Origin of the sequence: Aeromonas sp. S2(2024) (assembly GCF_041402505.1) — a bacterium.
Classification (GTDB): domain Bacteria; phylum Pseudomonadota; class Gammaproteobacteria; order Enterobacterales; family Aeromonadaceae; genus Aeromonas; species Aeromonas media.
Genome location: NZ_JBGLRL010000001.1, coordinates 270,745 through 295,858 on the forward strand (window position 1 = coordinate 270,745; position 25,114 = coordinate 295,858).

At 61.4% G+C, this 25,114-nt stretch carries 28 protein-coding genes, 1 other RNA gene and 1 pseudogene; 11 read left to right on the plus strand and 19 right to left on the minus strand.

Annotation, left to right across the window (positions count from 1 at the left end; translation table 11 throughout):
- Window positions 1-75: 75 nt before the first annotated feature.
- From ACB039_RS01260 to ACB039_RS01270, 3 genes are read right to left on the minus strand one after another with little or no spacing between them, the layout of a single operon-like run.
- Complete coding sequence (locus ACB039_RS01260) at window positions 76-1,257, minus strand: M20 family metallopeptidase (protein ID WP_371164967.1); 1,182 nt, start codon at window positions 1,255-1,257, stop codon at window positions 76-78.
- Complete coding sequence (locus ACB039_RS01265) at window positions 1,257-1,706, minus strand: hypothetical protein (RefSeq protein WP_005339141.1); 450 nt, start codon at window positions 1,704-1,706, stop codon at window positions 1,257-1,259. Before ACB039_RS01265 ends, ACB039_RS01260 begins: the two co-directional genes overlap by 1 nt.
- Window positions 1,703-2,521 (minus strand): DUF3100 domain-containing protein, encoded by an 819-nt coding sequence (locus ACB039_RS01270; protein ID WP_043130116.1) that lies wholly within the window; start codon window positions 2,519-2,521, stop codon window positions 1,703-1,705. The genes ACB039_RS01265 and ACB039_RS01270 overlap by 4 nt, the downstream gene beginning before the upstream one ends.
- Before the next feature lie 219 nt (window positions 2,522-2,740).
- On the opposite strand from ACB039_RS01270, the gene ACB039_RS01275 reads away from it, so the two are divergent.
- Both ACB039_RS01275 and ACB039_RS01280 read left to right on the plus strand, forming a co-directional pair.
- Window positions 2,741-3,958 carry a GNAT family N-acetyltransferase gene (locus tag ACB039_RS01275; protein WP_371164968.1) on the plus strand — a complete coding sequence of 406 codons (1,218 nt, stop codon included), beginning with the start codon at window positions 2,741-2,743 and terminating at the stop codon, window positions 3,956-3,958.
- A gap of 161 nt (window positions 3,959-4,119) precedes the next feature.
- Complete coding sequence (locus ACB039_RS01280) at window positions 4,120-4,626, plus strand: GNAT family N-acetyltransferase (RefSeq protein ID WP_043130113.1); 507 nt, start codon at window positions 4,120-4,122, stop codon at window positions 4,624-4,626.
- A 60-nt stretch (window positions 4,627-4,686) separates the two neighbouring features.
- Here ACB039_RS01280 and ACB039_RS01285 read toward each other — a convergent pair whose 3' ends face one another.
- Window positions 4,687-5,187, minus strand: a complete 501-nt coding sequence (locus tag ACB039_RS01285) for an SRPBCC domain-containing protein (RefSeq protein ID WP_371164969.1) — start codon at window positions 5,185-5,187, stop codon at window positions 4,687-4,689.
- Window positions 5,188-5,369: 182 nt separating this feature from the next.
- Here ACB039_RS01285 and ACB039_RS01290 point away from each other — a divergent pair, with 182 nt between their 5' ends.
- The 3 genes and pseudogenes from ACB039_RS01290 to ACB039_RS01300 all read left to right on the plus strand — a co-directional run bounded on the left by ACB039_RS01290 (window position 5,370) and on the right by ACB039_RS01300 (window position 7,676).
- Complete coding sequence (locus ACB039_RS01290; RefSeq protein WP_041206179.1) at window positions 5,370-5,801, plus strand: GNAT family N-acetyltransferase; 432 nt, start codon at window positions 5,370-5,372, stop codon at window positions 5,799-5,801.
- A gap of 386 nt (window positions 5,802-6,187) precedes the next feature.
- A pseudogene (locus ACB039_RS01295) lies at window positions 6,188-6,527 on the plus strand (transposase); the annotation flags it as partial.
- 108 nt (window positions 6,528-6,635) lie between these two features.
- Window positions 6,636-7,676, plus strand: coding sequence for an IS481-like element ISAs19 family transposase (locus tag ACB039_RS01300; RefSeq protein WP_103243302.1), 1,041 nt, complete (start codon window positions 6,636-6,638; stop codon window positions 7,674-7,676).
- 112 nt (window positions 7,677-7,788) lie between these two features.
- Here the strand turns inward: ACB039_RS01300 and ACB039_RS01305 are convergent, their stop codons facing one another.
- From ACB039_RS01305 to ACB039_RS01320, 4 genes are all read right to left on the minus strand, one after another.
- Window positions 7,789-9,072, minus strand: a complete 1,284-nt coding sequence (locus ACB039_RS01305) for an integrase domain-containing protein (RefSeq protein WP_371164970.1) — start codon at window positions 9,070-9,072, stop codon at window positions 7,789-7,791.
- 172 nt (window positions 9,073-9,244) lie between these two features.
- Window positions 9,245-9,604: a transfer-messenger RNA gene (gene ssrA / locus ACB039_RS01310) on the minus strand.
- Window positions 9,605-9,726: 122 nt separating this feature from the next.
- Complete coding sequence (smpB, locus tag ACB039_RS01315) at window positions 9,727-10,215, minus strand: SsrA-binding protein SmpB (RefSeq protein WP_041206169.1); 489 nt, start codon at window positions 10,213-10,215, stop codon at window positions 9,727-9,729.
- Between the two features lie 21 nt (window positions 10,216-10,236).
- The gene (locus tag ACB039_RS01320; protein WP_371165049.1) at window positions 10,237-10,530 is read right to left on the minus strand and encodes a hypothetical protein; all 294 of its coding nucleotides are present in this window, start codon (window positions 10,528-10,530) and stop codon (window positions 10,237-10,239) included.
- Here ACB039_RS01320 and ACB039_RS01325 point away from each other — a divergent pair.
- Together ACB039_RS01325 and ACB039_RS01330 are read left to right on the plus strand one after the other, a co-directional pair.
- A complete protein-coding gene (locus tag ACB039_RS01325) occupies window positions 10,456-10,890 on the plus strand; it encodes an SRPBCC family protein (protein WP_043133123.1) in 435 nt (144 codons plus the stop codon). The two genes, ACB039_RS01320 and ACB039_RS01325, sit on opposite strands and share 75 nt — an antisense overlap.
- Complete coding sequence (locus ACB039_RS01330; RefSeq protein WP_371164971.1) at window positions 10,883-11,242, plus strand: RnfH family protein; 360 nt, start codon at window positions 10,883-10,885, stop codon at window positions 11,240-11,242. Before ACB039_RS01325 ends, ACB039_RS01330 begins: the two co-directional genes overlap by 8 nt.
- Before the next feature lie 97 nt (window positions 11,243-11,339).
- Here the strand turns inward: ACB039_RS01330 and ACB039_RS01335 are convergent, their stop codons facing one another.
- Both ACB039_RS01335 and ACB039_RS01340 read right to left on the minus strand, forming a co-directional pair.
- Entirely contained in the window at window positions 11,340-11,975 is a 636-nt protein-coding gene (locus tag ACB039_RS01335) for an NAD(P)H-binding protein (protein ID WP_371164972.1), read from the minus strand.
- A 127-nt stretch (window positions 11,976-12,102) separates the two neighbouring features.
- On the minus strand, window positions 12,103-12,441 hold the full coding sequence (locus tag ACB039_RS01340) for an outer membrane protein assembly factor BamE (protein WP_005325779.1): 339 nt from the start codon (window positions 12,439-12,441) through the stop codon (window positions 12,103-12,105).
- A gap of 704 nt (window positions 12,442-13,145) precedes the next feature.
- Here ACB039_RS01340 and udp point away from each other — a divergent pair.
- Window positions 13,146-13,901, plus strand: coding sequence for a uridine phosphorylase (gene udp, locus ACB039_RS01345; protein ID WP_025326293.1), 756 nt, complete (start codon window positions 13,146-13,148; stop codon window positions 13,899-13,901).
- Between the two features lie 129 nt (window positions 13,902-14,030).
- Here the strand turns inward: udp and ACB039_RS01350 are convergent, their stop codons facing one another.
- A complete protein-coding gene (locus ACB039_RS01350; protein ID WP_371164973.1) occupies window positions 14,031-14,759 on the minus strand; it encodes an RluA family pseudouridine synthase in 729 nt (242 codons plus the stop codon).
- Between the two features lie 174 nt (window positions 14,760-14,933).
- On the opposite strand from ACB039_RS01350, the gene rihA reads away from it, so the two are divergent.
- The gene (gene rihA / locus ACB039_RS01355) at window positions 14,934-15,869 is read left to right on the plus strand and encodes a pyrimidine-specific ribonucleoside hydrolase RihA (protein WP_371164974.1); all 936 of its coding nucleotides are present in this window, start codon (window positions 14,934-14,936) and stop codon (window positions 15,867-15,869) included.
- A 29-nt stretch (window positions 15,870-15,898) separates the two neighbouring features.
- Window positions 15,899-16,369 carry a hypothetical protein gene (locus tag ACB039_RS01360; RefSeq protein ID WP_111911189.1) on the plus strand — a complete coding sequence of 157 codons (471 nt, stop codon included), beginning with the start codon at window positions 15,899-15,901 and terminating at the stop codon, window positions 16,367-16,369.
- Window positions 16,370-16,441: 72 nt separating this feature from the next.
- Here ACB039_RS01360 and ACB039_RS01365 read toward each other — a convergent pair whose 3' ends face one another.
- The 3 genes from ACB039_RS01365 to ACB039_RS01375 all read right to left on the minus strand — a co-directional run bounded on the left by ACB039_RS01365 (window position 16,442) and on the right by ACB039_RS01375 (window position 19,083).
- Window positions 16,442-16,738, minus strand: coding sequence for a helix-turn-helix domain-containing protein (locus ACB039_RS01365; RefSeq protein ID WP_106887438.1), 297 nt, complete (start codon window positions 16,736-16,738; stop codon window positions 16,442-16,444).
- 31 nt (window positions 16,739-16,769) lie between these two features.
- Window positions 16,770-17,300 (minus strand): DUF1523 family protein, encoded by a 531-nt coding sequence (locus ACB039_RS01370; protein WP_171275726.1) that lies wholly within the window; start codon window positions 17,298-17,300, stop codon window positions 16,770-16,772.
- Between the two features lie 160 nt (window positions 17,301-17,460).
- Window positions 17,461-19,083: a methyl-accepting chemotaxis protein gene (locus tag ACB039_RS01375; RefSeq protein ID WP_371164975.1), complete on the minus strand. Its 1,623-nt coding sequence runs from the start codon at window positions 19,081-19,083 to the stop codon at window positions 17,461-17,463.
- Window positions 19,084-19,246: 163 nt separating this feature from the next.
- Between ACB039_RS01375 and ACB039_RS01380 the strand changes: the two genes are divergently transcribed.
- Window positions 19,247-19,879 (plus strand): LysE family translocator, encoded by a 633-nt coding sequence (locus ACB039_RS01380; protein ID WP_106887435.1) that lies wholly within the window; start codon window positions 19,247-19,249, stop codon window positions 19,877-19,879.
- A 74-nt stretch (window positions 19,880-19,953) separates the two neighbouring features.
- Here ACB039_RS01380 and ACB039_RS01385 read toward each other — a convergent pair whose 3' ends face one another.
- The 5 genes from ACB039_RS01385 to dapE all read right to left on the minus strand — a co-directional run bounded on the left by ACB039_RS01385 (window position 19,954) and on the right by dapE (window position 25,111).
- Window positions 19,954-21,057 carry a beta-N-acetylglucosaminidase domain-containing protein gene (locus ACB039_RS01385; RefSeq protein WP_371164976.1) on the minus strand — a complete coding sequence of 368 codons (1,104 nt, stop codon included), beginning with the start codon at window positions 21,055-21,057 and terminating at the stop codon, window positions 19,954-19,956.
- Between the two features lie 89 nt (window positions 21,058-21,146).
- The gene (locus tag ACB039_RS01390) at window positions 21,147-22,874 is read right to left on the minus strand and encodes a potassium/proton antiporter (protein ID WP_005325763.1); all 1,728 of its coding nucleotides are present in this window, start codon (window positions 22,872-22,874) and stop codon (window positions 21,147-21,149) included.
- A 280-nt stretch (window positions 22,875-23,154) separates the two neighbouring features.
- Window positions 23,155-23,301 carry a hypothetical protein gene (locus ACB039_RS01395; RefSeq protein WP_005325762.1) on the minus strand — a complete coding sequence of 49 codons (147 nt, stop codon included), beginning with the start codon at window positions 23,299-23,301 and terminating at the stop codon, window positions 23,155-23,157.
- Complete coding sequence (locus tag ACB039_RS01400; RefSeq protein ID WP_371164977.1) at window positions 23,301-23,987, minus strand: M15 family metallopeptidase; 687 nt, start codon at window positions 23,985-23,987, stop codon at window positions 23,301-23,303. Before ACB039_RS01400 ends, ACB039_RS01395 begins: the two co-directional genes overlap by 1 nt.
- Window positions 23,984-25,111: a succinyl-diaminopimelate desuccinylase gene (dapE, locus tag ACB039_RS01405; protein ID WP_226169767.1), complete on the minus strand. Its 1,128-nt coding sequence runs from the start codon at window positions 25,109-25,111 to the stop codon at window positions 23,984-23,986. Before dapE ends, ACB039_RS01400 begins: the two co-directional genes overlap by 4 nt.
- Between the last annotated feature and the right edge of the window lie 3 nt (window positions 25,112-25,114).

Genomic DNA, 25,114 nt, shown 5'->3' on the forward strand with positions numbered 1-25,114 from the left:
GGCGGGCCTCCGCGGCCCACCTGCCAGATAGTTGGGGGATGCATGATGTGAGTAATTGCAGCTCCCCCTTGCCCGTCAGGTGCGTCTGGTCGCCAGATTGACAAAGATCTGGGCGCCAATCAGCAGGCAGTCATCGTCCAGGTAATAGGGATTGGCGTGCAGGTAGTTGCAGATCCCCTTGGCCTGATTGCCGCTGCCGAGGAAGAACATGGCCCCCTTGCGATCCGGGGTGGCGTTGATCATGTAGCTGAAGTCTTCGCTGCCTGTCATGGGTTGACCCTGGGCATTGATTCCCTCAGCCGGCAGCACATCGGCGGCGGCTTGTTGCAGGCGCTCGCAGGCCTCGGTGTGGTTTTCCACCGCCGGGTAGCCGGCATGGACCATGGTGGTCTTGAAGCCGCGCAGCTCGCTCTGGGCGATGATGTCCCTGAAGCTGTTTTTCAGTATCCGGTCGGTCTCGGCGTCCATGGCACGTATGGTGCCACGGGCCTGCACATGGTCGGCCACCGCGTTGGGAATGGTGCCGCCGTTGATCATGCCGCAGCCGAACACCGCCGGGCTGAACGGGCTGGTACGCTTGGCGACGATGTAGTCCATGTCCTCGATGATGCGCACCGCCTCGCGGATGGCATCCAGCCCCTTGTGGGGGGTGGAGCCGTGGGCCGAGATGCCGTGTACATCCAGGGTCCAGGCCGAGCCCCAGGAGGACATGACCCCCTGGTTGAACTTGATGGTGCCCGTCTCCATGGCGCCGTCGTTGTGCAGGGCATAGACCTCGTCCACCCCTTTCATGCAGCCGAGCTCCACCATCTTCTCGGCCCCCGGCACCCGCATGTCCTCCTCCGCCATCTGGAAGATGACGCGAACGTTGTAGCGCAGCCGCTCCCGGTGACCTGCCAGGAATTTCGCCGTGGTCAGGGCGATCGCCATATGGGAGTCATGGCCGCAGTTGTGAGCCATCCCCTCATGGGTGGACTTGAACGCCACCTCGCTCATGTCATGCATCTCTAGGCCATCCATGTCGGCGCGAAACGCTATGGTGGGAAGCGCAGGCTCTATGACCAGATCCCCGTGAAAACCGGTGAAGCCCGGGTACTCGGTGATCTGGTAGCCAAACTCCTCCATCAATCCCCGGCAGTAGGCGGAGGTCTTGAACTCGGCCCCGGAGTATTCCGGGATGCGGTGCAGGTGGTGGCGCACCTCGTGGCTGAAACCGCGCAGGGCCAACAGGTTAGGTTCGATATGGTAGTGGTTCATCAGATGATCCCTTGAATGGAGAAACCGAGCTGGGCAACCAGGGAGGCGCCGAAGAAGCAGCAGGTGGAGACGATCATGAAGATGAGGATCACCTTCCACGACATCTTCTTGAGCTCCTCCAGCTGACCGCCCACCGAGAGGCCGGCGAAGGCCAAGAGCGGCACGCAGCAGGAGAGGAAGGAGATTTTGGCCACGGCGTCGATGAAGAGGCCGCGCACTGGAGTCTCGGGCAGGCAGATGAGGATGCCGATGATGGTGGCATAGGCAAAGGCCGGCAGGGACGAGGGCAGATAGCGCTTGGCCACCAGGGAGGCGAACACCACCAGGGACATGGCGACGAAGCTGTCACCCATGAGCCAGAGCGGGGTGCCCGTGGTCAGGGTCTGGGTAAACATGGCCAGCAGGATCGCCAGAAAGACGAAGCGCATATCCATCACGATGCTTTTCATGCTTTCGCTCCTTTGTCAGTCAGTGCATAGATCTTCTCGGCAAGGGGCAGCCCCAGATAGGTGAGGGAGAGGGCACCCAGGGCCGATGAGAGCAGGTTGGAGGCGGCGGCTATGCTCAGCACCTGCTGGGCCAGTGCCTCGTCGAGGCCGTTGATCAGGGCACCGGAGGCGGCGCTCAGCATGGAGCCTGAGCCCACGCCGGAACCGGCGGCCAGGGCCAGCGGATGCAGGCCTGTGAGGGGCGCTATGCTGCCGAGCACGCTGAACCAGAGGGTGCCGATGACGGAGCCGCACAGGTAGATGGCGAGCACGCCTATGTACTCCTGGGATCCGGTGCCGAATCTGCCCTGGATCACCGCAACCGAGGGTTCACGGCTGATGGAGGAGCAGGCCCCGATAGCGCGGCGACCGAAGCCGAACTTCACCGCCAGCGGAATGGCGATCAGGATGGGCAGGAGGTTGCCTATCTCCTGCAGGAAGAGCGGCACGCCGACGCTCAGGATCATCTTGAGGTTGGGGATGATCATGCCCGCATACTGAGTACCCAGGATCAGCAGGCTGAAGCCCACCATCTTGCCGCAGAAGCCCTCTTCCTTCTCGCCAAAGAGGCGCTTCCAGCCGGGGATGCGATCCTTGACCGGCTTGGCGGAGACTATCATGCCGATGATGACGGCAAAGAGCATGGGCAGTATGGGGATGATGGCGATGCCTATCCTGATCTCCTGTTTCCCGATGAGGTACTGGGCCACGAAGATCAGCAGGGCGGTCGCCAGGGTACTGACTAACACCGTTTTGAGTGGGCTGGTTTGCTGCATAGTGTGTTCTCTTGTTATGCGTTGTCATTCACGCGCGGCGCCGGCCGCTGCGAGATGGGGGCATGATAGGAAGGGCAGGGAGGCATTAATGTGACCGTCATCAAGCTGGCCATATGGCATTTTTTCATGGGGTATGCCGTTTAACCATGCTAAACATATGGTTTAACAAACCATTGGTAGCCGGTTATGCTGCGCAGTTCGGCGGTCGCAGGGGGAAGCATGGAACTGTTGATAGAAGAGGCGCTCTGGCAGCCTCGCTGGCAGGGTGCGCTGCAGGGGTGGCAGGAGCAGTGCAACCGTTGGCAGTTGCTGCGCGGCAGGGGTAGCGAGCAGCCGGCAGTGACTCCTGCGCCTTGGGCCTGCTGCCCGCCCGACGGCATCCTCTCGGCCAGCGGCCTGCTCTCCGCCTGGCTGGGGGAGGATGAGTCTCCCCTCATGACGGCGGACCCGAGCCGCCAGATCCTGATCTCTGCCTCCAGCGTCCTCCTGACCCTGGCCAAGGAGAGCGGCCTGCTCACCCTGGGGCCCAGTGGCGCGGATCTGCGACTGAGCGCGGACGACGAGCTGGCTGATGTACTGCAGCGACTGCTTGCCCGGCGCCTGTACATCCCCACATTGCATGAGCCATCGTCCGAACCAGTCTCTTGCTTGGTGCTGCGACCACTGCAGGCGGAGGATGAGACCGACATAGTGCGTTATTGCTCGGATGAGGCGCTTGCCCGCTACACCCTCAACATCCTCCATCCTTATCCACTGGAGGCGGCCCGCGACTGGCTCGCCATGAGCGGGCGCAAGGCCGCCCTCGGGCTGGGGTGGACCTGGGCCCTGACCTTGCCCACCCGTGATGAGCCGGCCCCTCTGCTCGGGGTGATCTCCTTGCACTGGCACGGTGAGCTGGCCTGGTGGGTGGGTGTGCCCTGGCAGAATCGGGGGCTGGCCACCCGGGCGGCGCAGCTGGTCAGGGCCTTTGCCTTCGAGCAGTTGCGCCTGCCCGCCCTGACCGCCCGCCACATGCCGGGCAATCTGGCCTCCGGCCGGGTGATGGCCAAGCTCGGCATGCATCATTGCGGTCGGCGGCCCGGGTCGGCACGCCAACCCGCTGAACTGGATCATTGGCGGCTGGATCTCCCGCCGCACCTGCCGGACGGCCTCAAGGGTGCGCTGGCCCCCTGGCTCGAAGACGAGCGGGTGGCGGTGGCGATCCTCCATGAGAACGAGGCCGGAGGGCAGGAGGTGGCGCTCTTCATGGAAGGAACCGAGGCGGGCGGTGAGCTGCGCCTCCCCGCAGGGCTGACGGTCAGGTGCCATCCGCTCGCCTGGCTGGCACCTGAGGTCCCCGGGATGCAGGCCCATGGTGGCGGTATCCTGCTCAAGGATCGGAAAGAGCTTGGTCTCGGTTATCTGCTGCGATTGCTAGGGGATCATCCTGGCGCTTGATGTTGACGAAGCCGGTGGGAAGGGGAGGTATTGCGACGTTTGGCGCACGGATTGCCACTCGTTTTCCTGAGTCAGCCCTCCCATTTTCGGATAAAGACGCTCAAGTCAGGAGCCACTTCTGTGAAATAATGGCGGCCCTGCTGTACGAGGAGTAACCCTGTATGTTGAGAACCGAGCGTCCCGGCGACATGCTGCCAGTCTACGAGCTGGTGAGCGCCGCCTTTGGTCGTCCCGATGAGGCCGAACTGGTCAATCGCCTGCGCGAGTGTGGGGCCGCCGTGGTCACCATGGTCGAGGAGGAAGAGTACGAGTTCATGGGGCACCTGATGCTGAGCCCGATCACCATTGACGGGCAGGAAGGTCCCTGGCTCGGGCTGGCTCCGGTGGCCGTCCATCCGGACTGGCAGGGGCAGGGTATAGGCTCGGATCTGGTGCGGGAAGGGTTGGATACGGCCCTCGAGATGGACTGGAAGGCGGTGGTGGTGCTTGGCGATCCCGCTTACTACGCCCGTTTCGGCTTCCGGCCCGCCAGCGACTTCGGCCTGCACTGCATCTACGAGGTGCCTGCCGACTGTTTCATGGCGATGGAGCTGCAGCCCGGGGGGCTGACCGGCCTGCAGGGCGAGGTGCTCTATCACCCCCTGTTCGATGAAGAGTCGGTGGAGTGACCGCCTGATCCCTCATGAAGAAGGACCCGTTCAGGGTCCTTCTTCATTTCAATCGCTCCCTCACTGGGCGAGAGATTTCAACTGCGGCTTGTCCGGCGGATTGTTCCAGTCGATGGGGCCGTGGGTGAAGCGATACTGCAACCTTGGCAGGCTGAGCTCCAGCCACTCCTCCCGGAAGTAGGCATAACCCTGGTCCCAATCGGGATCCTGGGCCCAGCCGGTTTGCAGGAAGTGGAGCCGGGTACCTTGGCCTTCGGGCACGAAGCGCAGGCTGACCTGGGTCTTCTGCTGACGGATATGGGGAAACTGGGGAGGGAAATTCCAGCTGAAGCTGAGCAAGTCATGGGGCATGACCGCCATCACCCGGCACCCTTCACTGCCGCGTTCCCCCAGTGGGGCCTCTGGCCTGAAATAGATTTCGAAAGGACCGTTGGGTTCCGCCACCATCAGGCATTCGGGCGCCAGAAAGCTGCGCAGACCGCTCTCCGTGGTCCAGGCCCGCCAGACATCGTCGATGTGGGCGGGTACCAGAATACTGCCTTCTATTTGCTTGTTATCCATAAATCAGTGAACCTCAAACCAGTCATGGACGGGACCCAGGCAGTATAGCCCCTAAGGCGATAAAATAGGCAGCCCTGCATCACACCATCACGTATTCAAGGGGGTCCAAATTGCCGATTTGACAGCGCGGCGGGATCCATCGAGAGTGGGAGGCAGTGAGCAGGCAAATCAAGGATGTCTTCATGATCAGAATGATGCGAGATGCAGATGAACCCATGCTGGCGCAACTGTTCCTCAAGGGAAGGCGACAGGCCTTTCATTGGGTCGAGCCCTCCCTGTTTAGGCTGGAGGATTTTGCCGAGCAGACCCAAGGTGAGCAGATCTGGGTGGCAGAGAAGGGCGGCACTCCCTGCGGATTTGTCTCCATCTGGGGTCAAGACAGCTTCGTGCATCACCTCTATGTGGTGGCCGACTGGCATGGCCAGGGAATGGGGCGAGCCTTGCTGGCCGCCGGGCTCGCCGGACACAAACCCCCGGCATCCCTCAAGGTGGCCACCCGCAACACCACGGCGCTGGCGTTCTACCATCGTCTGGGCTGGGAAAATACGGATGAAACGGGGCACTGTGACATCACGGGGCCCTGGCGCAGGCTGGTCCTGACACCCGTCGACTAGCCTCCCTCGCGAGGACGCCCTCTGCCACGGGAGAGGGCGGCATCAGGGCCATTCCACCCTCCGCAGCCCCCGGACAGGCTGCCAGAGCTGGCTCAGAGACATGAACGCAATCCATAAAAAGGGCCACTTCTTGCGAAGTGGCCTTTTCCAAACGTGCTGGGGGAGTCTGAATTTAGCTTTTAACTGATTGATTTTATGTGATTAATTATTTAAGGCTAAGCTTTGGTGGTACATGCAGTGGTACATGCAGTGGTACATGCTGTAAAACCATCTTGTCTCAAGGAAAATCCAGAATATTTGGTTGCCGTGTGATTGTTTCCCAAATCGAGCGTTTGAATTGAACTAACTGAGGGAGTGGTGATCATCACCATTCCCTTCATGTTTGCATCAAGTCGCTTCACCCCATCACCAACTGGTCTCAATACATCAAGTTCCTGATCCACTGTGGCTCCCTCGCCTTCTGGGTTGATGCAGATGCAATGGAAAATGGTTCCACCCCGACCATCACGGGCGACGGGGACGTAGCCAGCTTTCACTGGCCAGACCATCTCTACCTTCTGGATTCTCAAGGGGATTTTCAGCCTCTCCCTGCGAGTGACCCAAGGGCTACTCGACTCTCTGATTTAGTTGATGAATGTTTCCTCTGTGCGCCCCCGATTACAGCTGTGCCAGCAAGCGAACCCGTACGGTGAAGGTGCCTATAGGCAGCCATCTAAAGGGACGATTTGTATGGAGATGATATTCACCTGACAGTTGCCCACAAAAGGGAGTGGTCATACGGCTTCAAACCGGATAACAAAACGGTACCCCTACCGTGTTATCCGGAGTCACCGTATGACCACCAACGAGAAAGTAGCACGTCGTAAACTCAGTCTGCTAGAGCTCGCCAAAGAGCTCAATAACGTCAGCAAAGCCTGCAAGCTCATCGGCTACAGCCGTCAGCAGTTCTACGAGATTCGCCGTAACTACCAGACCTATGGCGCCGAGGGCTTGCTCGACAAACTCCCCGGCTGTAAAGGGGCTCATCCCAACCGGGTCGCTCCCGAGATTGAGCAAGCCATCCTCGATTACTCTCTCACCAGACCAACCCATGGCCCGCTGCGGGTCGCGCAAGAACTGGCTCTGCAAGGCATCAACGTCAGTGCAGGCGGTGTGCGTGGCGTGTGGCAACGTCACGACTTGCTCTCCAAGCATGACCGCTTGTTGCGCCTCGAGAAAACCCATAGGGAACAGACGATTGAGCTCAATGACGAGCAGATCCGCCTGTTAGAACGCTTCAGCCCCGAGTTTCGCGAACGCCAGATTGAGGTCCACTACACCGGAGAACTGGTGGCGGTTGACACCTTCTTCGTCGGCGCGCTCAAGGGGGTTGGCAAGGTGTATCTGCAAACCGTGCTGGACTGCTACAGTCGCCATGCCTGGGGACGGCTCTACACCAGCAAGCTGCCGGTGACCTCGGTTCATGTGCTCAACGAAACGGTCCTGCCGTTCTTCGAAGCCCATGAGGCTCGGGTCTATACCATCTTGTCGGACAACGGGCGCGAGTTCTGTGGGCGCCCTGACCATCATCCCTACGAGCTGTTCCTGCAACTGGAGGGGATTGAGCACCGGACCACCAAGGTACGCAGGCCGCAGAGCAATGGCTTTATCGAGCGGTTGCACCGCACACTGCTGGATGAGCACTTCCGTATCAAGGGGAGGACGACCTGGTATGAGTCGGTAGAACAGATGCAGACAGACCTGGATAGCTACCTGGAACACTACAACACCGAGCGGCCACATCAGGGCAGGATGATGGAGGGTCAGACCCCCTACAGCATGTTCAAGAAGGGTCTGAAATTGATACCGAAGGAAGTGCGCACTAAAGTAGCGTAAACAAGACACCGGTTTGAGGCCGGTGTCAGGTGATAACTAGGGAAGGTGCGAATAAGTCATATGGCACGAGAGCATTTACTGGTAACCCATTGATATTAAATGACTAAAATTTTCATTTTTTGTTCGTGGGATACTTGTTCGCACTTTCCCTAAAACCGCTAGCCAGAGAGAGGTTCCCTTGGCTAGCCTGTTCAATGTGGTTGCTCCACCACATCATCATTATCACTCGTTGCTCAAAGTAATCTGCACGATTATAGGCACGGCGGATCTCGTTCTCGTCTGCGTGAGACAGTGCTGCCTCGATGGCATCAGGGTTGAATCCCTGTTCGTTTAGAGTGGTGCTACCCAGCGAGCGCAAACCGTGGGCCACCAGTCGTCCGCCATAGCCCAGTCGCTTGAGGGCGGCATTCGCGCTCTGGTCGTTGATGTGGCCGAGTGGATCACGGTAGCCAGGGAACACGAAGGGGCGGTGGCCACTAATCGGTTTCATCCGTTCCAGCAGGGATATTGCTTGTGGTGTCAGAGGGACTCGGTGCGGACGTTCCTTCTTCATCCGATCTTCAGTGATGTTCCAGACTTTGGCATCGATATCGATCTCATCCCAGCGAGTACCTGCGGATTCGCCTGGGCGAACCAAGGTATGCAAGCTCCATTCAATTTGGCAGCGTGTTGTGAGGTCTAACCTCCCATTTGCAATGTCTGCCATCAGATGTGGCAACTCGGCTGGCTTGAGGGTCGGCATGTGCTTTTTGGTGGGTTTCTTGAATACCTTACGAATGGCAGAGCAAGGATTAGCCTGGAGAAGGCCATGATTGACGCTATAGTCGAGAATTTCGTTAATCCTCTGGCAGAGGCGACGTACAGTCTCATGTTTGCCATCTGCTTCAATTGGGCGAAGAATTTCAATAACTTTAGGCGCACGTATCTGGTCTATGGGCATTGAGCCAATGAAGGGCAACACATAGAGTTCAAGGGAGCGCCACGAATCGGTGGCATAGGCGTCTGTCACATTGTGGCGTTTCAATTCCAGCCATTTGCACGCCATGCGTTCGAACGTGTTGGCACTGGCTTCTCGCTTGGCTTGAGCTGTGGCGATCTGTTCTTCTTTATGGAGCTTGGGATCAATGCCTTGGGCCAGTAGGGTGCGGACTTCTCGCCGCCGCTCTCTAGCAGCGGCAAGGGAGACTTCTGGATAAGTACCAAATCCCATGTTGGTGCGCTTTTTATCGGCTGGTTTTTGGTACTTGAAAACCCATCTTTTCCCTCCGTTAGGCTTAACTCTCAGCTCTAACCCTTCCCCATCAGGCAAGGTTAACTCTTTGATGTCTGCTTTGGCTGTTTTCACTTTAGTGTCAGAAAGCCGGTTTGTTCCTGTCTTACGCGTCTTCTTGTCCATGCCGCCTCTTAGTACCACTGAATTTAGTACCATCGCCCTTGTGGTACTAGTAATGGTACTAAATGAGCTGGTTTCTGGCGACTTCCTCGGACTACTGAGGACAACAAAAAACCCGCAAAGCCTTTGGCAATGCGGGTTTCTGTACTTCTTCGTTCCCGGCCGGAACATGATTTGGTGGAGCTGGGGGGATTTGAACCCCCGTCCAAAATTACTACATCCTCGGTACTACATGCTTAGTCACTCTTTACATTCGCCAACACGCTGCGGAGAGACACGCCACGCATTGACTAGCTCGATTGGTTTTAATGCTTCCGCCCCGAGCAGGACTTCCACACGATCCTGTGAAGGATGACCTTCCGATTCCCTAGGACACAGGCAAGCTAGGGTAGAAGGGCTCAGCGCAGGTTATTAAGCTGCGAGTGCGTAGTTTTCGTCGTTTGCGACTATTTTTTTGCGGTTTGTTAACGAGGCCTACCGCACCTCGGCATGCACCTTGGGTTTCGTGAATCTTGTCGAATCCAGAATCAGCCCCAAGTTGTCAAAAGCGATTGTACGCAAAAATCCTGCCATAGCAAGGCGTTGATGGCAATCGACCGGCCAAGGCCGGTCGATTGCTGGTTTATTGGTCGCCGCATGGGCGCTGGCGGCGCACAATCAACCGCGGTTCTTGTTCTTCATGATGCGGGCCTTCTCCCGGTCCCATTCCCGGGCCTTGGTGTCTTCCCGCTTGTCGTGTTCTTTCTTGCCCTTCACCAGGCCGATCTCGACCTTGACCCAGCACTCTTTCCAGTAGAGCGCCAGCGGCACTATGGTGTAGCCCTGGCGGGCAACCAGGCTCTCGAGCTTGTCGAGTTCACGGCGGCTCAGCAGCAGCTTGCGGGTGCGAGTCGGGTCACACACCACGTGGCTGGAGGCGGCGTTCAGCGGCAGGAAGCTGGAGCCGAACAGGAAGGCTTCGCCCTGCAGGAAGATGACATAGGCTTCGCTGATGTTGGCCTTGCCCGCCCGCAGGGATTTGACTTCCCACCCTTGCAGGGACAGGCCGGCTTCTACGCGCTCTTCGATGAAGTACTCGTGACGGGCGGTTCTGTTGAGTGCAATGGTGCTGGACCCGGCTTTGTTTTTACTGTTTTTTTTGCTCATGACGGGGGCCTTCGGCAATGTTTAGGAAGGCGCATTATACGTGGGTGGCGGCGGCTGTAAAACGCGCAACCACTCGAGTGGCGGCTTTGTGAGCAGTTCGGTGATGTTTTTGGTTGGCAAGGTGATGTAAAGCTTGTCATCAGGGGCGGCAATTGCGCGCGTGACGGTCATGTGAGCAGTTTCGGCGGTGATTTTGGCTGGCAAGGTGATAAAATCGGCCCGATTGGATGAGGAAAGCCCATGCCCCGTATTACTCGCAGTGCCCTGGTGATGTTCAGCGCGGAACAAATGTTCCGTCTGGTCAATGATGTTCACGCGTATCCCGAGTTTCTGCCCGGTTGTGTCGGAAGCCGCGTTCACGAGACGGGTGAGGACTACATGATGGCCTCGGTGGATGTGGCCAAGGCGGGCATCGCCAAAACCTTTACCACCCGCAACCTGCTCGACGCCAACCGCGCCATCAAGATGGAGCTGGTGGAGGGCCCCTTCAGCAAGCTGGCGGGCTGGTGGACCTTCACGCCGCTGGATGTGGATGCCTGCAAGGTGGAGTTCGATCTCGACTTTGAATTTACCTCCAAGCTGATCGAGCTGGCCTTTGGCCAGATCTTCCGCGACCTGGTGGGTTCCATGGTGCTCGCCTTCTCCAACCGCGCCAAGGTGGTCTACGGTGTCTGATCTGCTCAATATCGAAGTGGCCTATGCCCTGCCCGAGCGGCAAACCGTGCTGTGCATCCGGGTGGCCCCGGGGACCAGCGTGCTGGCCGCCATCGAGCAGTCCGGCATAGTGCAGAAGCACCCGGATATCGATCTCTCGGTCAACAAGTTCGGCATCTACAGCCGTCCGGTCAAGGGGAGCGAGCCGGTGCAGGACGGGGATCGCATCGAGATCTACCGCCCCCTCATCGCCGATCCCAAGGAGATGCGCAAGAAGCGGGCCGAGAAGGCCAAGGAAGAGGGGCGGGCCGATGTGGTCACCGGCGGGCGCCCCGACGTGCACCGCAAGCGGGACGACGGCGACCCGGCCTGATGGGCTGGCAAGGGAAAACAGAAGAGGCGCCATGGCGCCTCTTTTTGATTCAGTACCGCCGCCAGGAGCCTATGGGAAGATAGAGGCCCCCGCGTCATCACAGGATGAGCAGCCGCTCGTTTTGCACTATCTCTACCCCCTGAGCCTGGTTGGCGAGTACCGTCATGGCATGGGCCACCTGGCTCGCCTCTATGGCCCGCCAGCGCCTGAGGGGCCCTTGCAGCAGAGGCTTTATGCAGGGATAGATGACCTGAATTATCTGCTCTGAGCGGCGCGGAGGCTGGCGATGGCCGAGCAGCATGGCGGGGCGCAATATGACGAGTCGCTGCCACTCCTGGGCCAGCAAGGCCTGCTCCATCTCGCCCTTGGTGCGGGGATAGAGGGCGGGAGAGCGCGAATTGGCCCCCAGGCTGGAGACGACCAGCAGGCGCCGGCAGTCGTGGCGACGGGCGAGGGCGGCAAAGACCAGCACATAGTCGTGATCGACCCGGCGAAAGGCCTCATCGGAGCCGGCGTCCTTGCGGGTGGTGCCGAGGCAGCAGAAGGCCATGTCGACGGGGCCGGGCAGCGCCACCTCGTCGAGGTGTTCGAAGTTCACCGGCAGCCAGTGCCGGTTGGGGGCGGCCTCGCCCGGCTGGCGGCAGAGCAGGGTTAGCTGGTGCTCGGTGCCGAGCTGGCGGATGAGGGCCTGGCCGACCAGGCCGGTTGCCCCGGCGATCAGGATCTGGCTCATGTGATCTCCTTGAGGGGATGATGAGGGGCGTTGACGTCCTTGATCATGGTTCAGGGAGTGCGCCCCTGCGAGGCTGGGCCTGAGGCCAGACAAGAGAAAACCGGCCTTGGCCGGTTTTGTGATGCTGTCAGAGCGGGGTGGTGAAGGCAGCGGGGAGGGGGAAGTCACCCGTGGCGGTGGCGAGTCTGTCGCCCACGAAGTTCAGGGTCAGCTCCTTGCGCTCCTTGTCGCCACGACCTGGCTGGAACTCATAGAGATAGTACCAGGTGTTGGGGTCAAAGCCGTCGCGCAGCATGGGAGAACCCAGCACGAACTCGACCTGCTCGCGGGTCATGCCCTGGCGCAGCTTGTCGACCTGCTTTTGTTCCACATAGTTGCCCTGAGGAATATCGATGCGATAGACCAGGCTGCAACCGGACAGGGTGAGGGCGGTCAGGGCCGCGGCAATCAGGTGTTTCATCCGCATATCGGGTTCAGATCATCCATACAGTCTTTTTTAGCTCGGCAAATCATACCCACTCCCCGTGCGGAAGTAAAAAGCCATTGATCCTCATGCCAATAAAAAGGGCCGCGTGGCGGCCCAGACAAACCACAGCCCCTCACATGGCGGCGCGGAAGAGGGCGACGATCTCGGCGAACGGTATCGGCGAAGCCGCAGGCCTGCTTGAGGGCGCGCTCGGCCTGCGCATCAAGGTCATCGACCTTGATCCCGGAGTGTGCTGCTTGTCGTTTTCCCCAGAAAGGTTTTTCATCTTTCACGGCGGGCTACAACATGGCCCTGGATGTCGCCATGATGGGGGGTCATCAAGTCGTATGCGGTACCTACATACAGCGTCAAGGGGATGACGCGGGGTCAATGGTATCTGATTGACAACTTTATGAACTCGATCGCGTACCGAAAAACCGTGGCAAGGCGGGGATTGACAAGGGCGCTTGCCTCTTGTTTCGTGTAAAAACGTTTTTCAAGAAATTCATCAGGTTAGCAAACGTTTTGCCGGTTTTTTAGCGCCTCGGATGCGTGGAAGTGTGAAGCGCGTCAAGGAATTGGAAAGCGCTTTCGACCATAGTTGGCGCCTTCCCCGATGGAGGGAAACAGGCTCGAAAATACCATAAAGAATCACCTTAACTGCGCTCGGCCGCGAGGCGGCGGGATGCAACCAGGAGTCCACTATGTCTGATGTATTTCACTTGGGTTTGAAGAAAGCGGATCTGCAAGGCGCCACCCTGGCGATCGTTCCCGGTGACCCCGAGCGCGTGAAGCGCATCGCAGAGCTGTTGGATAACCCTGTGCATCTGGCCAGCCATCGTGAGTTCACTACCTGGCGCGGCGAGATGGACGGCAAGGCCGTGATCATCTGCTCCACCGGCATCGGCGGCCCGTCCACCTCCATCGCGGTGGAAGAGCTGGCCCAACTGGGTATCCGCACCTTCCTGCGCATCGGCACCACAGGCGCCATCCAGCCGCACCTGAACGTGGGTGACGTCATCGTCACCACAGGTTCAGTGCGCCTCGATGGAGCCAGCCTGCACTTCGCGCCCATGGAGTTCCCGGCCGTGGCCGACTTCGACTGCACCACTGCGCTGGTCAACACCGCCAAGGAGCTGGGCTCCACCCTGCACGTGGGTGTGACTGCCTCTTCCGACACCTTCTACCCGGGTCAGGAGCGTTACGATACCGTATCCGGCCGCGTCGTGAGCCGTTTCCAGGGTTCCATGAAAGAGTGGCAAGCCATGGGCGTGCTGAACTACGAGATGGAGTCCGCCACCCTGCTGACCATGTGCTCCAGCCAGGGCCTGCGCGCCGGCATGGTAGCCGGTGTCATCGTCAACCGTACCCAGCAGGAAATCCCGAACGCCGAAACCATGGCGAGAACCGAATCTGATGCCATCAAGATCGTGCTGGGCGCCGCCCGCAAGCTGATCTGATAGCACCACAAAGAGTGGGGGGTGGGGGCCGTTGCGAAAGCGCGGCCCCTATCTTTATCCGCCGTTTGCCCTGTCCCCTTTTGCCTCTCTGTTTTCCCCTCCCAATCCGTTTGATGTCGGCCAACGTCCCTAGAAAGGGGCGGGACACTTGACGGCCATCGGCTCGCCGCTCACCGGATGCACGAAATCCAGCGCGCTGGCATGCAACATCAGCCGTGGCGCCTGCTCACAACCCGGCAGCACCAAACCGCCGTAGAGATCGCAGCCGAGTATGGGGTGACCCAGCAGCTGGCTGTGGATCCGCAGCTGATGGGTGCGGCCTGTCTCCGGCACCAGGCTGACCCGGGTCAATGGCAAGGGCTCGCCCCTTGCACCCTCGCGCATCAGTCGCTCCACCACCCGATAGCGGGAGCGCGCGGGCTTGCCGCTGGCGCAGATCTTCATCAGCGGGAAGATCGCAGGATCCTTGGCGATGGGCGCCTCGATCACCCCCTCATCGTCCGCCAGATGGCCGCACAGCAGGGCGTCATAGGCCTTGCTCACCGCCCGCTGGCTGAACTGCTGGCACAGCATCCCGTTGATGCCCTTGTCTCTGGCCACCACCATGAGACCTGAGGTGCCAAAGTCGAGGCGGTGCACCAGGGTGCAGCCGGGGTAATCCTGCACCAGCCGATGGTGGACAGAGTCGAGGTTCTGCGGGTTCTTGCCCGAGAGGCTGAGCAGGCCGCTCGGCTTGTTGATGAGCAGCAGGTGTTCATCCTCGAACAGGACCTCTATTTGGGCATTGCAAGGGGGGGCGATAAAGGTATCGACGATAACAGACATGGGGCGCACGGGCTGGAAACGGGGGGCGATCATACTCCAAGCGGTGGCGCGGGGCGAATCGGCGTGAGCTGGCCAGGTCCTGCCTGGGGTGCCTGGTGGCAAGTGATTGATAATGCAGGACGATGCCGTTTTGTGACCCCTTCCCGAGTTCATTCGGCGCTGGCTTGCTAAGGTATGGCTCCCTGTCATGTCGTAAGGAGCCTCTCCATGGCGTTGCCCGTTATTCTCGATTGCGATCCCGGCCACGATGATGCCATCGCCCTCATCCTGGCGTTGGCGAGCCCGGAACTCAAGGTGCTGGCGGTGACCACCAGCGCGGGCAACCTGACCCCGGACAAGACCCTCAACAACGCCCTGCGCATCCTCACCCTGCTCGGTCGCCACGACATTCCGGTGGCGGCGGGGGCCCCCAAGCCGCTGATGCGCGAACTTATCATCGCCGACAACGTCCACGGGGAATCGGGTCTGGATGGCCCCACACTGCCGGATCCCGCCTTTGCACCCCAGGCCATGACGGGCCTCGAATTGATGGCCAAGTGCCTGCGCGAGAGCCCGGAGCCGGTCACCCTGGTGCCGACCGGTCCGCTCACCAATATTGCCCTGCTGCTGGCGGCCCACCCCGAGTTGAAATCCAAGATTGGCCGCATCGTCTTGATGGGTGGCGCGGCGGGGGCGGGCAACTGGACCCCGGCGGCGGAATTCAATATTTATGTGGACCCGGAAGCGGCCGATATGGTGTTCAGCGCCGGCATTCCCATCACCCTGTGCGGGCTGGATGTGACCCACCAGGCTCAGGTGATGGACGAGGATATAGCGCGGGTGCGTGCCATCCCCAACCCGGTGGCCCAGTGCGTGGCGGACCTGCTCGATTTCTTCATGATCTACCATCGGGATCCCAAGTGGGGATTTGCTGGCGCGCCGCTCCATGACCCCTGTACCATCGCCTGGTTGCTGGCGCCGTCGCTCTTTCATGGGCAGGATTGCTGGGTCGGCATAGAGACCCAGGGCAGGCATACGGTTGGGATGACGGTGGTGGATCGCTACGGGCTCACCGGCAGAGCGGCCAATGCGCGGGTGTTGCTGGGGCTGGACAGGGTCGGCTTCATCGATCTGCTGGTGGGGCGCCTAAGGGCATTTGACTAAGTTCTTCGACATCGGATAAGGGGTTGGGCATGTGGAAAGGGACGTTGGCACTGCTGACATGTATGCAATTGACGGCCTGTGCCACCCCCTTCGAGAGGATGTGGCAGGGGCTGGCGACCTGCGATCTGGACGATCTCTACCTGGACAGCGAGAGCGGTGAGCCGTCCCACCCGCTGCTCAAGACCTTCACCCCCGACAAGACGTCTGACGGCTTCGCCTGGTACAAGACCCACCAGGAGCTTCATGGCCTGCCCATCACGGGATTTCTGATCCCGGCCTCGACCTTCGAGGTGCACGCCCTGTTTGTGGATACCCCCATCGCCAATGCGCGCAGGCTGACCCACAACGCCTACGGCAGCGAGTTTGCCGACGAGCAGAAGCACGACAGGGGGGAGGCTCCCCTGCTGCTGCGTGACCCGGGCAACCCCAAGCGCTCCATCATCGACTGCACCAAGGGGGAGTCGGCGGATCCGCTGCCGGAGGAGCCCTTCCCGGAGTAGGGGCGCATCCTGCAGATAAATAGAGAGGGGAGCCTGGGCTCCCCTCTCTATTTATCGATTGCCAGCTCGCCCTCAGGGATAACCCAGGGTCTGCTTGATGACCGGCAGCTGAGCCTTGATCCAGTCAGGATTGATGGGGCCCCAGTCGCTGATGCGATAGTGGCCCTGCAGGTGGCGGGCTCCCTCGGTCTGCTCGAAGGCGCAGCTGATGTCGAGTTCGGCCAGGGCACTCAGGGTGTCCTGGGCGGTGCGGCGCGGCATGCCGGTGGCGGCCATGATGGCGGGCACAGTGTCCGTGCCCTGGCTTATCAGATGGGCCACGTAGAGCCGCCGGTAGAAGCTGGTGCGGGTCTTGCTCGGTTCCGTCATTGCCCGTCTCCGCCTGATGCCGGTGCGTCCCTCATATCTCGTCCTCGAGACGGTCGAAGTAGCGCCAGGTCGCGACGGCGGCCTTGCCCATCACCAGGGCCCAGACACCGAACCAGAACCAGCGGAAGAAGCTCCAGGTGGAGGCATCGGGCTGGGTGCTCTCTATCTTGGTGACGTTGGGGAAGAGGGAGAACATGTTCACCCGCCAGCCGTAGGAGGTGATGATGGCCAGGCGCTTCTCGAACTCCATGGACTTGGCCTTGGCCTGGACGTCGGCGGCATTGAACTTGAAGTAGAAGGGCCAGCCCCAGCCGGTATCTTCATTGCGGAACACCCGGATCTTCTCGCCGGGACGCTCGGTGTAGATGTAATAGACGTCGGTGATGGGGCCGTCGGCCGGGTTCTTCTGGCTGATGGGACCATCCTTGTCGGTGCGCTTCACCTCGACCCCTGTGATGGTGGCTATGGTGTGTTCCGGCAGATAGAAATCGAGCCAGGTGGCGGACACGAGGGCGATGAGCCCCAAAGCGATAAAGGCGGGTTTCTTGAACTTCAGGCTCATGGTGTTCTCTGGGTGAGGGGGAATGACGTGCCTCTACCATACCCATATTTGTGGATGCAGCCCAGCCCCTAATGGCGCCTTGTGGGCAAAAAGCCGTTTTAAACGGGAGGGGGCAGACCCCGGTGCCGGGCCCGGGGTCTGCCAAAGAGAAGGAGAAGGATTACAGCTGGAACTGGGCGAGCTGCCTGCGCTGCTGCTCGGCGAGCTGTGACAGTTCGTGACTGGCGGCGGCGCTCTGGGTGATGCCGGCCACGTTCTGGTTCACTATCTCGTGGATATTGGTGATGTTGCGGCTGATGTCGGCTGTGACGCAGGACTGCTCCTCGGCGGCGGTGGCCACCTGGGCATTGGCGCCATTGATCTGGTTGACCGCCTCCGTGATGCCCCCCAGCAGGTCTTGCACCTCGGCGGAGAGACGCTGGTTGTGGCCGAGGATCTCCAGGGTCTCCTGTACGCCGCTGTTGGCCGACAGGGACTGGCTCTGCAACTGCTCTATGATGGCCTGGATCTCCTTGGTGGAGTCCTGGGTCCGTGCCGCCAGCAGGCGTACCTCATCGGCCACCACCGCAAAACCACGGCCGGTTTCGCCGGCGCGGGCGGCCTCGATGGCAGCGTTGAGCGCCAGCAGGTTGGTTTGCTCCGAGATGCTCTGAATCACCTCTATCACCTTGCCGATCTGCTCGGACTGGGACTTGAGCCGCGCCACTACGGTAGCGGCGTTCTCCAGGCTGCCCGCCATGCGGCCGTTGGCCTGGATGCTCTCGGCAAACAGGGCCAGCCCCTGCTCGACCCGGCTGTTGGCCTCTCGCGCCAGCTCATCGGCCAGGGCGGCATTGTGGTTGACGTTGTCGGCTGTGCTGGCCAGCTCGGTGACGGCGGAGGCCACCTGCTCGGTCTCGCTGCGCTGCTGCTGGGCATTGGCCTCGGACTGGGTCATGACGGCGGCCAGCTCGGTGGCGGCGGAGGCCACGTTGCCGCTGATGCCGGTCAGGGCCTGGATAGTGCTGCCAAGCTGGCTCAGGGTCTGGTTGATGTCCTTGGCCAGCTGGCCCAGCTCGTTGTTGCCTTCGGCTTTGGCGCGCACGTTGAAGCAGCCGAGGGCGACGGCGTGCATCACCTCCTGCAGCTGACCTATGGGCTGGACGATGCGACCGGAGAGCCACCAGCCGCCGCAGAGTGCCGCGACCAGGGTGGCGGCCATCAGCAGCAGGGTCTGCAGCAGGGTGGCCTGGTAGTGGGCCTGCTCCTGGGCTATCTCCTGCTGGATCAGCTGATTGATGTGGGCAGAGAGGGTGTCAATCTGCTTGATCAACTGCTCCCCCAGCTCGCGAAAACGCAGCCTGGACTGCTCATAGCCGGCGGGCTTGGTCCCGTCTCTGTACTGCTGGCTCAGCAGTGGCAGCATGTTGCTGCGGGTATGGCCGAGATAGGCCTGCAGGGCCGCCGCCACCTGGCCGTTGTCCTGCTCGGCCCCGGGGATCACCAGCCGGGACAAAAGGCCGCTTATCTCCTGCTCGGCGGCATTGAGCGTGCCGGGCAGCTCGGCGAAGCGGGCCTGATCGTAGAGGCCGTAGATGGCATTGGTGCGCAGCCGGTAGGTGGCGTGGATCAGGGCGGCGATGTCATCCTTGTGGCGGGTGACGCTGGTGGTGGTGTCGTTCATGTCCTTGATGGCACCGTCTATCTCCTGCTTGCTGATCACGGCCATGAGCAGCATCAGCAGGCTGGCGAGCAGTAGTGGAATGAGAACTTGCAGACGAATGGACAGATTATTCAAAGACATGAAAGATCCTAACCCAAAAGAGGAGTGAGGCGGCATCTTACACAGGCGCGACAACTATTGTCACAGGGTTTTTAATGCTGAATTCTTGCTGAACGCAAAGGTTTTTCTTGTGTTAAAAGAGTGTGATAGGCAAGATCGACTGCTTGTTATCTGGAGGTGTAGTGTGTCCGACTGGATTGATCCCGCCATCTTGGCGCTCTTTATTCCCACGTTTTTCTTTGTCTCCGTGACCCCCGGCATGTGTATGACACTGGCGATGACCCTGGGCATGAGCCTGGGGGTGCGCCGCACCCTGCACATGATGTGGGGGGAGCTCATCGGGGTTGGCCTGGTCTCTGTGCTCTCCGTGGTCGGGGTGGCGGCCGTCATGCTCAACTATCCGGCCCTGTTCTCGGCCTTCAAGTACGTGGGCGGTGCCTATCTGGTCTGGCTCGGCATCCAGATGTGGCAAGCCAAGGGCAAGATGGCGATTCCGGCGGATCTCTCGGCCGGCCAGGAGACCAAGCCGCTCGGGCTGGCGCTGCAGGGTTTCGTCACCGCCATCGCCAATCCCAAGGGGTGGGCCTTCATGGTCTCCCTGCTGCCGCCCTTCATCAATGCGGCCAAGCCGATGGCACCCCAGATCAGCGCCCTGGTGGTGCTTATCCTGGTCATAGAATTCTCCTGCCTGCTGCTCTATGCGAGCGGTGGCCGCACCCTGCGCCACTTCCTCGCCAAGAGCGGCAACGTCACCCTGATGAACCGCATTGCCGGCTCGCTCATGCTGTTTGTCGGCGTCTGGCTGGCCTTCGGCTGAGGCGATCGGAATGAAAAATGCCACCTCCCCTGGTGAAGGGGAGGTGGCATTTTTATTGGGCGTCCGGCGAGGTGTCAGTCGGTGAGGCAGTCCGGATCGAACACATATTCCCCTGCCAGCCAGCGCAGGATCTCGTTCACGCAGCCCTGATCCTGGAACGGCAGGTAGCGGTGCTTGAGGTGGGTGAGTTGCTCCGGGGTGAGCTGGGCCAGGCCTATGTCCTGAAACAGCGGCAGATCCGCCTCTATCATGGCGGAGATCTGCGGCCCGCAGGTGGCGTTGAGGGAGGTGTGCAGCGCCTGATCCGGATCGTACTGGTGGCCGAGCCGGTAACTCATGGGCAGGGTGGCGAGCGGCAGCACGGAGAGCGCCGCCTGCTTCATGGGATTGACCGCGTGGCCGGCGGTCAGCTCCGCCAGCTCGGCGGGGCGGTTCTCGAAGGCACGCAGGTGCAGGAAGCTGCTCGCCTTGCTGCCGTCGTTGACCGGGTAGTTGTCCCACAGGAAGGGCTTGCGGTGCAGCCAGTCGGCGGCCTGCTTGAGGTGCGCAGCCGGGTAGTCGGTGGAGCAGACTCTGGGGCCTGTCCAGAAGATGTCAAAACCCTTGTCCAGCCCCTGGCCCAGATCCGTCAGATAGTGGGGGGGCATGGCGCCGAACACCTTCTCCAGCACAGGATCCGTCGAGTAGTAGCTGGGGCAGAAGATGAGACGGCTGGCGCCGGTGTGGGCGGCGATGTCGTGGGCGATGGTGAGCTGCCAGTGGGCGAGATCCGGGGTATCCCCCTTCATGTCGTCAAACAGCACCGCCAATATGTCGGGCTTGAGCGCCTCCTCGATGAGGCGCACCTTCTCGAGCAGGGCCGGGCGTTTGTGCGGGTAGTCGTGATGGGCGCCCATGGGGCTCAGGCCCACCCCGAAGGCGAGGCCGTTTTCGCGGCATTGCTGGGCCAGCTGGCTCAGGTGGGCGAGCTGTTCCTTCGGCCAGGGCTCGGCCCAGTGCTTGCGCAGATAGCCGTCTTCCTTGGGGGCATAGAGGTAGAAGCCATAACCATGGCGGGGCAGCCACTGGGCGTAGCGGGCGCGTGCCTCCCAGCTCCAGCCCTTGCCGAAGAAGCCCTCGATCAGCCCCAGTCGGGGCGAGGGAGGATACAGACCAGACAACAGGGTTTGATAAGGCATGGGTCACTCCCTTCTCGCCGGGCGCCGGTTCACCGTCTTGTCGTGAATTGGCGCCGAGTATGTGTATTGAACAGGGTCCGGTTGGCGTCCTAGACCGGATCTTCTTCCAGGAAGCGCACCCCTATCTTGCGAGGCTCGCCCTCTTCCATCTCCGCCACCGTCCAGAGCAGGCCCTGCCAGGCGACGTGGTCACCCACCACCAGATTATCGCCCAACTGATGGGCAATGAAATCGCCGAGAGTCTGATCCGCCACCTCGCTCACATCCAGTCCGTACAGCGGGGCGAGATCCACCAGCCTGGCGGTGGCCTCCAGCAGGAAGTCACCGAAGAAGCGTGGGCCGAGATCCTGTTCCGGCGCCTGGCTGAACAGCTGGCCGAGGGCGGGGAGATCGCGCTCGTGGCCGATGACGCAGAGGATGTCGTCCGACTGCAGGCAGGTACTGCCCGAGGGGTGCAGCAGCTCTCGGCCGCGGAACAGGGCGCAGATGCGGGTGCCTTCCGGCATGCGTAGCTCCCGCAGCGGCGAGCCGATGCACCACTTCTCGGCGCTCAGGCGATAGACGAAGGTTTCCCACTGGCTGTCGAGATCGATCTCGAGCCCGGAGCGATTGATGGGCGACGGCGGTGCCGGGACCTCCACCCGTGCCAGCCGGGAGGCCAGCGGCAGTGAGCTGCCCTGCAGGATGAGGGAGACCAGCACCACGAAGAAGGCGACATTGAAGTAGAGCTGGGCGTTGGGCAGCCCCGCCATCATGGGGAAGACCGCCAGTATGATGGGCACGGCGCCGCGCAAGCCGACCCAGGAGATGAACCAGCGCTCCCGGGGGGCGAAGTTCTTGAACGGCAGCAGCCCGATCCACACCGACACCGGGCGGGCAAACAGGATCATCCACATGGCCAGCGCCAGCGCCGGCACGGCGATGGGCAGCAGCTTGTGGGGAGAGGCGAGCAGCCCCAGCACCAGGAACATGCCGATCTGGCTGAGCCAGGTCAGACCGTCCAGCACCGACAAGGTGGTGCTGCGGCTGCGCAGGGAGAGGTTGCCAAGCAACAGGCCGGTGAGGTAGATGGCGAGTATGCCGCTGCCCCCCACCGCCGTGGTGAGAGCGAAGATCAGCAGGCCGCCGCTGACGGTGAGCAGGGGGTAGAGCCCGGGGGCCAGGCGGGCCGTGTTGATGAGTTTCCACAGCAGCCAGCCCCCACAGAGGCCGATGCCGGCGCCGAGGCCAAACTGCTTGACGAGTTGCAGCAGCAGGAAGCCGGCGTCCAGCCCCTGCTGGGCGGTGGCCAGCACCTCGATCAGGGTGACGGTGAGAAAGACCGCCATGGGATCGTTGCTGCCCGACTCTATCTCCAGGGTGGCGCTGACCCGCTCGTTGAGGCTGCGCCCGCCGAGCAGGGAGAACACCGCCGCCGCATCGGTGGAGCCGACGATGGCGCCGATCAGCATCCCCTGCATCAGGTTGAGATCAAACAGCCAGGCGGCGGCGAGCCCCGTGAGGCCGGTGGTGATGGCCACCCCGACGGTGGCGAGCGACAGGGCGGGCCAGAGCGCCACCCGAAACGAGGAGACCCGGGTGCGCATGCCGCCGTCCAGCAGGATGATGGCCAGCGCCAGGTTGCCCACCAGGTAAGCGACCGAGTAGTCGGCGAAGTGGATGCCGCCGGGGCCATCCTCACCGGCCAGCATGCCGACGGCGAGGAAGATGACCAGGATGGGGATGCCGACCCGGGACGAGAGCGTGCTCAACAGGACACTGGCTCCCACCAACAAGGCACCGATAAAAAAGAAACTGTTGATGGTGGTGGCATCCAATGGCGAACTCCTTATTGCGGTCGGCAAAACAGGCACATTATATGCAGATTGCCCCCCTTTGTGTGGCTTAATTGTGCATCGATTTGCAGTTTTTTACGGTTGTTGTGCCGTTTTTAAGCAGTTGTCGCAGGGCGGAAGGGGGGCAAAAAAGAGGGGGAATGAGTGGCAATCGATGTCATTTTTCAGGGGACGGGCGTCGCGTCGTCAGCAGGTGGGAACCGACCCCGGCAAGGGGCCAGAATAGGGTCGTGGGAGCACCATAGTGCCCCTGCGGGGGAGGTCAGTCGTCCTCGTCGTCCTTGACTTCCCGGATCTTGTCCCTGTATTTCGGCAACTGCTTTTCGAGCTGTTTCATGTCCTTGATGGCATTGAGAAACAGCCCGAGCAAAAACAGCAGCGGCAGGCCTATCCATAACCACAGACTCATCAGATTCTCCTTTCGGTGTGACCGGCGGTGACATAGCGGGCCAGGATCTCGTCGAGATGGGCCAGTATGCACGCCTTGCCTTCAATATCGGCCTGTTGCAGGCAAAGCGCCAGCGCATCCGGATCCAGCCGCTGTTCGCCGGATTCCGGCGCGAAGCTGATGTGCCAAGGCTCGTAGGCGACCCCCTGAGGCGCGTCCAGCGGTTTGGCATAGGGAAGGAAGAAGCCGAAGTCGGCCATGTGATCCCCGAGCCACTCGCCAAGGTCGGCAAACCAGCCTCCCGCCTCATATTCCCATGGCTCCAGCGCCAGCCGGGTGCCGACGGGCAGGCAGTCGGGATCATAGATGTCGAGATCCGTGCCCCAGTGGTGGCGGCTGGTGCCCGGCAGGGCGCTCCAGCGCAGGATGGCGTGCAGCCGCTCCATATCATCGAGCTGCAGCGCATCCAGCGGCTGGTTGTCCGCATCCAGCAGCGGTCGCTCCCCGCGCCACTTGCCATTCCAGATGGCGAGCTGGCGCTCGAAGCTGCGCCAGCTGGAGGCGGCCTGCAGGTTGAACCCTTCATAGGCGGCAGCCACCTGCATGTCGTTGAAGGCCGCCGCCGTGGCGGCGGTCAGACGGTGGGGCCCGCGCCCCACCAGGATGAGGTGGCTCTCGTCGAGCCCAAGCAGTTGATCCTGGGTCATGCCAGCAAGTGCTCCAGCACCCCTTGATACATGTCCGCCAGCAGATCCAGATCGTCCGCCTTCACGCACTCGTTCACCTTGTGGATGGTGGCGTTGACCGGGCCCAGCTCGATGACTTCTGCGCCGGTGGGGGCGATAAAGCGTCCATCGGACGTTCCCCCCGTGGTGAGCAGGGCCGGTTGCTGACCGTTGACCGCGGCCACGGCGGCAACGGTGGCCTCCAGCAGGGCGCCGGTATCGGTCAGGAAGGGCTGACCGGAGAGGGTCCACTTCAGTTCAAAGTCCAATCCGTGGCGGTCCAGCAGCGCCTCGACCCGCTCGCGGATATCGAGATCGGTGAGCTCGGTACTGAAACGGAAGTTGAACTGCACCTGCAATTCGCCCGGGATGACGTTGGAGGCGCCGGTGCCCGCCTGGATATTGGCGATCTGGAAGCTGGTGGGGGGGAAGTAGGCGTTGCCCTGATCCCAGACCGTCGCCGCCAGTTCGGTCAGCGCCGGTGCCGCCTTGTGGATGGGGTTGTCCGCCAGATGAGGGTAAGCCACGTGGCCCTGCACCCCGCGCACCAGCAGATCGCCGGTGATGGAGCCACGGCGTCCGTTCTTCACCACGTCCCCCACCAGGTTGGTGGAGGAGGGCTCGCCGACGATGCACCAGCGGATCTTCTCGTTGCGCGCCTCCAGGGTGTCGATGACGCGCACAGTGCCGTTGATGAAGGGCCCCTCTTCATCGGAGGTGATGAGGAAGGCGATGGAGCCCTTATGGTCCGGATGCTCGGCCACGAAGCGCTCGGTGGCCACCACCATGGCGGCCAGCGATCCCTTCATGTCGGCGGCGCCGCGGCCATAGAGCATGCCATCCTTGATGGTCGGCTCGAACGGCGGGGTGTGCCACTTCTCCAGCGGGCCGGCGGGCACCACGTCGGTGTGGCCGGCGAAGCAGAACAGCGGCCCCTCGCTGCCACGGCGGGCCCAGAGGTTGGTGGTGTCTTCAAACACCATGGGCTCGATGACGAAGCCCAGGCGTGCGAGACGCTCCGCCATCAGGGTCTGGCACCCTTCGTCCAGCGGGGTAACTGAGGGGCGGCGGATCAGATCCTTGGCCAGTGCGATGACATCCGACATCGG

Excerpts from the sequence above, each read along its gene's own strand:
- ACB039_RS01280 (WP_043130113.1), top strand. The coding sequence starts at position 4,120 with ATGTTGAGAACCGAGCGTCCCGGCGACATGCTGCCAGTCTACGAGCTG.
- ACB039_RS01375 (WP_371164975.1), bottom strand. The coding sequence starts at position 19,083 with ATGTCTTTGAATAATCTGTCCATTCGTCTGCAAGTTCTCATTCCACTA.
- ACB039_RS01400 (WP_371164977.1), bottom strand. The coding sequence starts at position 23,987 with ATGACCCAGGATCAACTGCTTGGGCTCGACGAGAGCCACCTCATCCTG.
- ACB039_RS01325 (WP_043133123.1), top strand. The coding sequence starts at position 10,456 with ATGCCCCGTATTACTCGCAGTGCCCTGGTGATGTTCAGCGCGGAACAA.
- ACB039_RS01335 (WP_371164972.1), bottom strand. The coding sequence starts at position 11,975 with ATGAGCCAGATCCTGATCGCCGGGGCAACCGGCCTGGTCGGCCAGGCC.
- ACB039_RS01270 (WP_043130116.1), bottom strand. The coding sequence starts at position 2,521 with ATGCAGCAAACCAGCCCACTCAAAACGGTGTTAGTCAGTACCCTGGCG.
- ACB039_RS01260 (WP_371164967.1), bottom strand. The coding sequence starts at position 1,257 with ATGAACCACTACCATATCGAACCTAACCTGTTGGCCCTGCGCGGTTTC.
- ACB039_RS01360 (WP_111911189.1), top strand. The coding sequence starts at position 15,899 with ATGTGGAAAGGGACGTTGGCACTGCTGACATGTATGCAATTGACGGCC.
- ACB039_RS01385 (WP_371164976.1), bottom strand. The coding sequence starts at position 21,057 with ATGCCTTATCAAACCCTGTTGTCTGGTCTGTATCCTCCCTCGCCCCGA.
- ACB039_RS01275 (WP_371164968.1), top strand. The coding sequence starts at position 2,741 with ATGGAACTGTTGATAGAAGAGGCGCTCTGGCAGCCTCGCTGGCAGGGT.
- ACB039_RS01285 (WP_371164969.1), bottom strand. The coding sequence starts at position 5,187 with ATGGATAACAAGCAAATAGAAGGCAGTATTCTGGTACCCGCCCACATC.
- ACB039_RS01340 (WP_005325779.1), bottom strand. The coding sequence starts at position 12,441 with ATGCGGATGAAACACCTGATTGCCGCGGCCCTGACCGCCCTCACCCTG.
- smpB (WP_041206169.1), bottom strand. The coding sequence starts at position 10,215 with ATGAGCAAAAAAAACAGTAAAAACAAAGCCGGGTCCAGCACCATTGCA.
- ACB039_RS01305 (WP_371164970.1), bottom strand. The coding sequence starts at position 9,072 with ATGGACAAGAAGACGCGTAAGACAGGAACAAACCGGCTTTCTGACACT.
- dapE (WP_226169767.1), bottom strand. The coding sequence starts at position 25,111 with ATGTCGGATGTCATCGCACTGGCCAAGGATCTGATCCGCCGCCCCTCA.
- ACB039_RS01350 (WP_371164973.1), bottom strand. The coding sequence starts at position 14,759 with ATGATCGCCCCCCGTTTCCAGCCCGTGCGCCCCATGTCTGTTATCGTC.
- ACB039_RS01365 (WP_106887438.1), bottom strand. The coding sequence starts at position 16,738 with ATGACGGAACCGAGCAAGACCCGCACCAGCTTCTACCGGCGGCTCTAC.
- rihA (WP_371164974.1), top strand. The coding sequence starts at position 14,934 with ATGGCGTTGCCCGTTATTCTCGATTGCGATCCCGGCCACGATGATGCC.
- ACB039_RS01395 (WP_005325762.1), bottom strand. The coding sequence starts at position 23,301 with ATGAGTCTGTGGTTATGGATAGGCCTGCCGCTGCTGTTTTTGCTCGGG.
- udp (WP_025326293.1), top strand. The coding sequence starts at position 13,146 with ATGTCTGATGTATTTCACTTGGGTTTGAAGAAAGCGGATCTGCAAGGC.
- ACB039_RS01290 (WP_041206179.1), top strand. The coding sequence starts at position 5,370 with ATGATCAGAATGATGCGAGATGCAGATGAACCCATGCTGGCGCAACTG.
- ACB039_RS01370 (WP_171275726.1), bottom strand. The coding sequence starts at position 17,300 with ATGAGCCTGAAGTTCAAGAAACCCGCCTTTATCGCTTTGGGGCTCATC.
- ACB039_RS01265 (WP_005339141.1), bottom strand. The coding sequence starts at position 1,706 with ATGAAAAGCATCGTGATGGATATGCGCTTCGTCTTTCTGGCGATCCTG.
- ACB039_RS01300 (WP_103243302.1), top strand. The coding sequence starts at position 6,636 with ATGACCACCAACGAGAAAGTAGCACGTCGTAAACTCAGTCTGCTAGAG.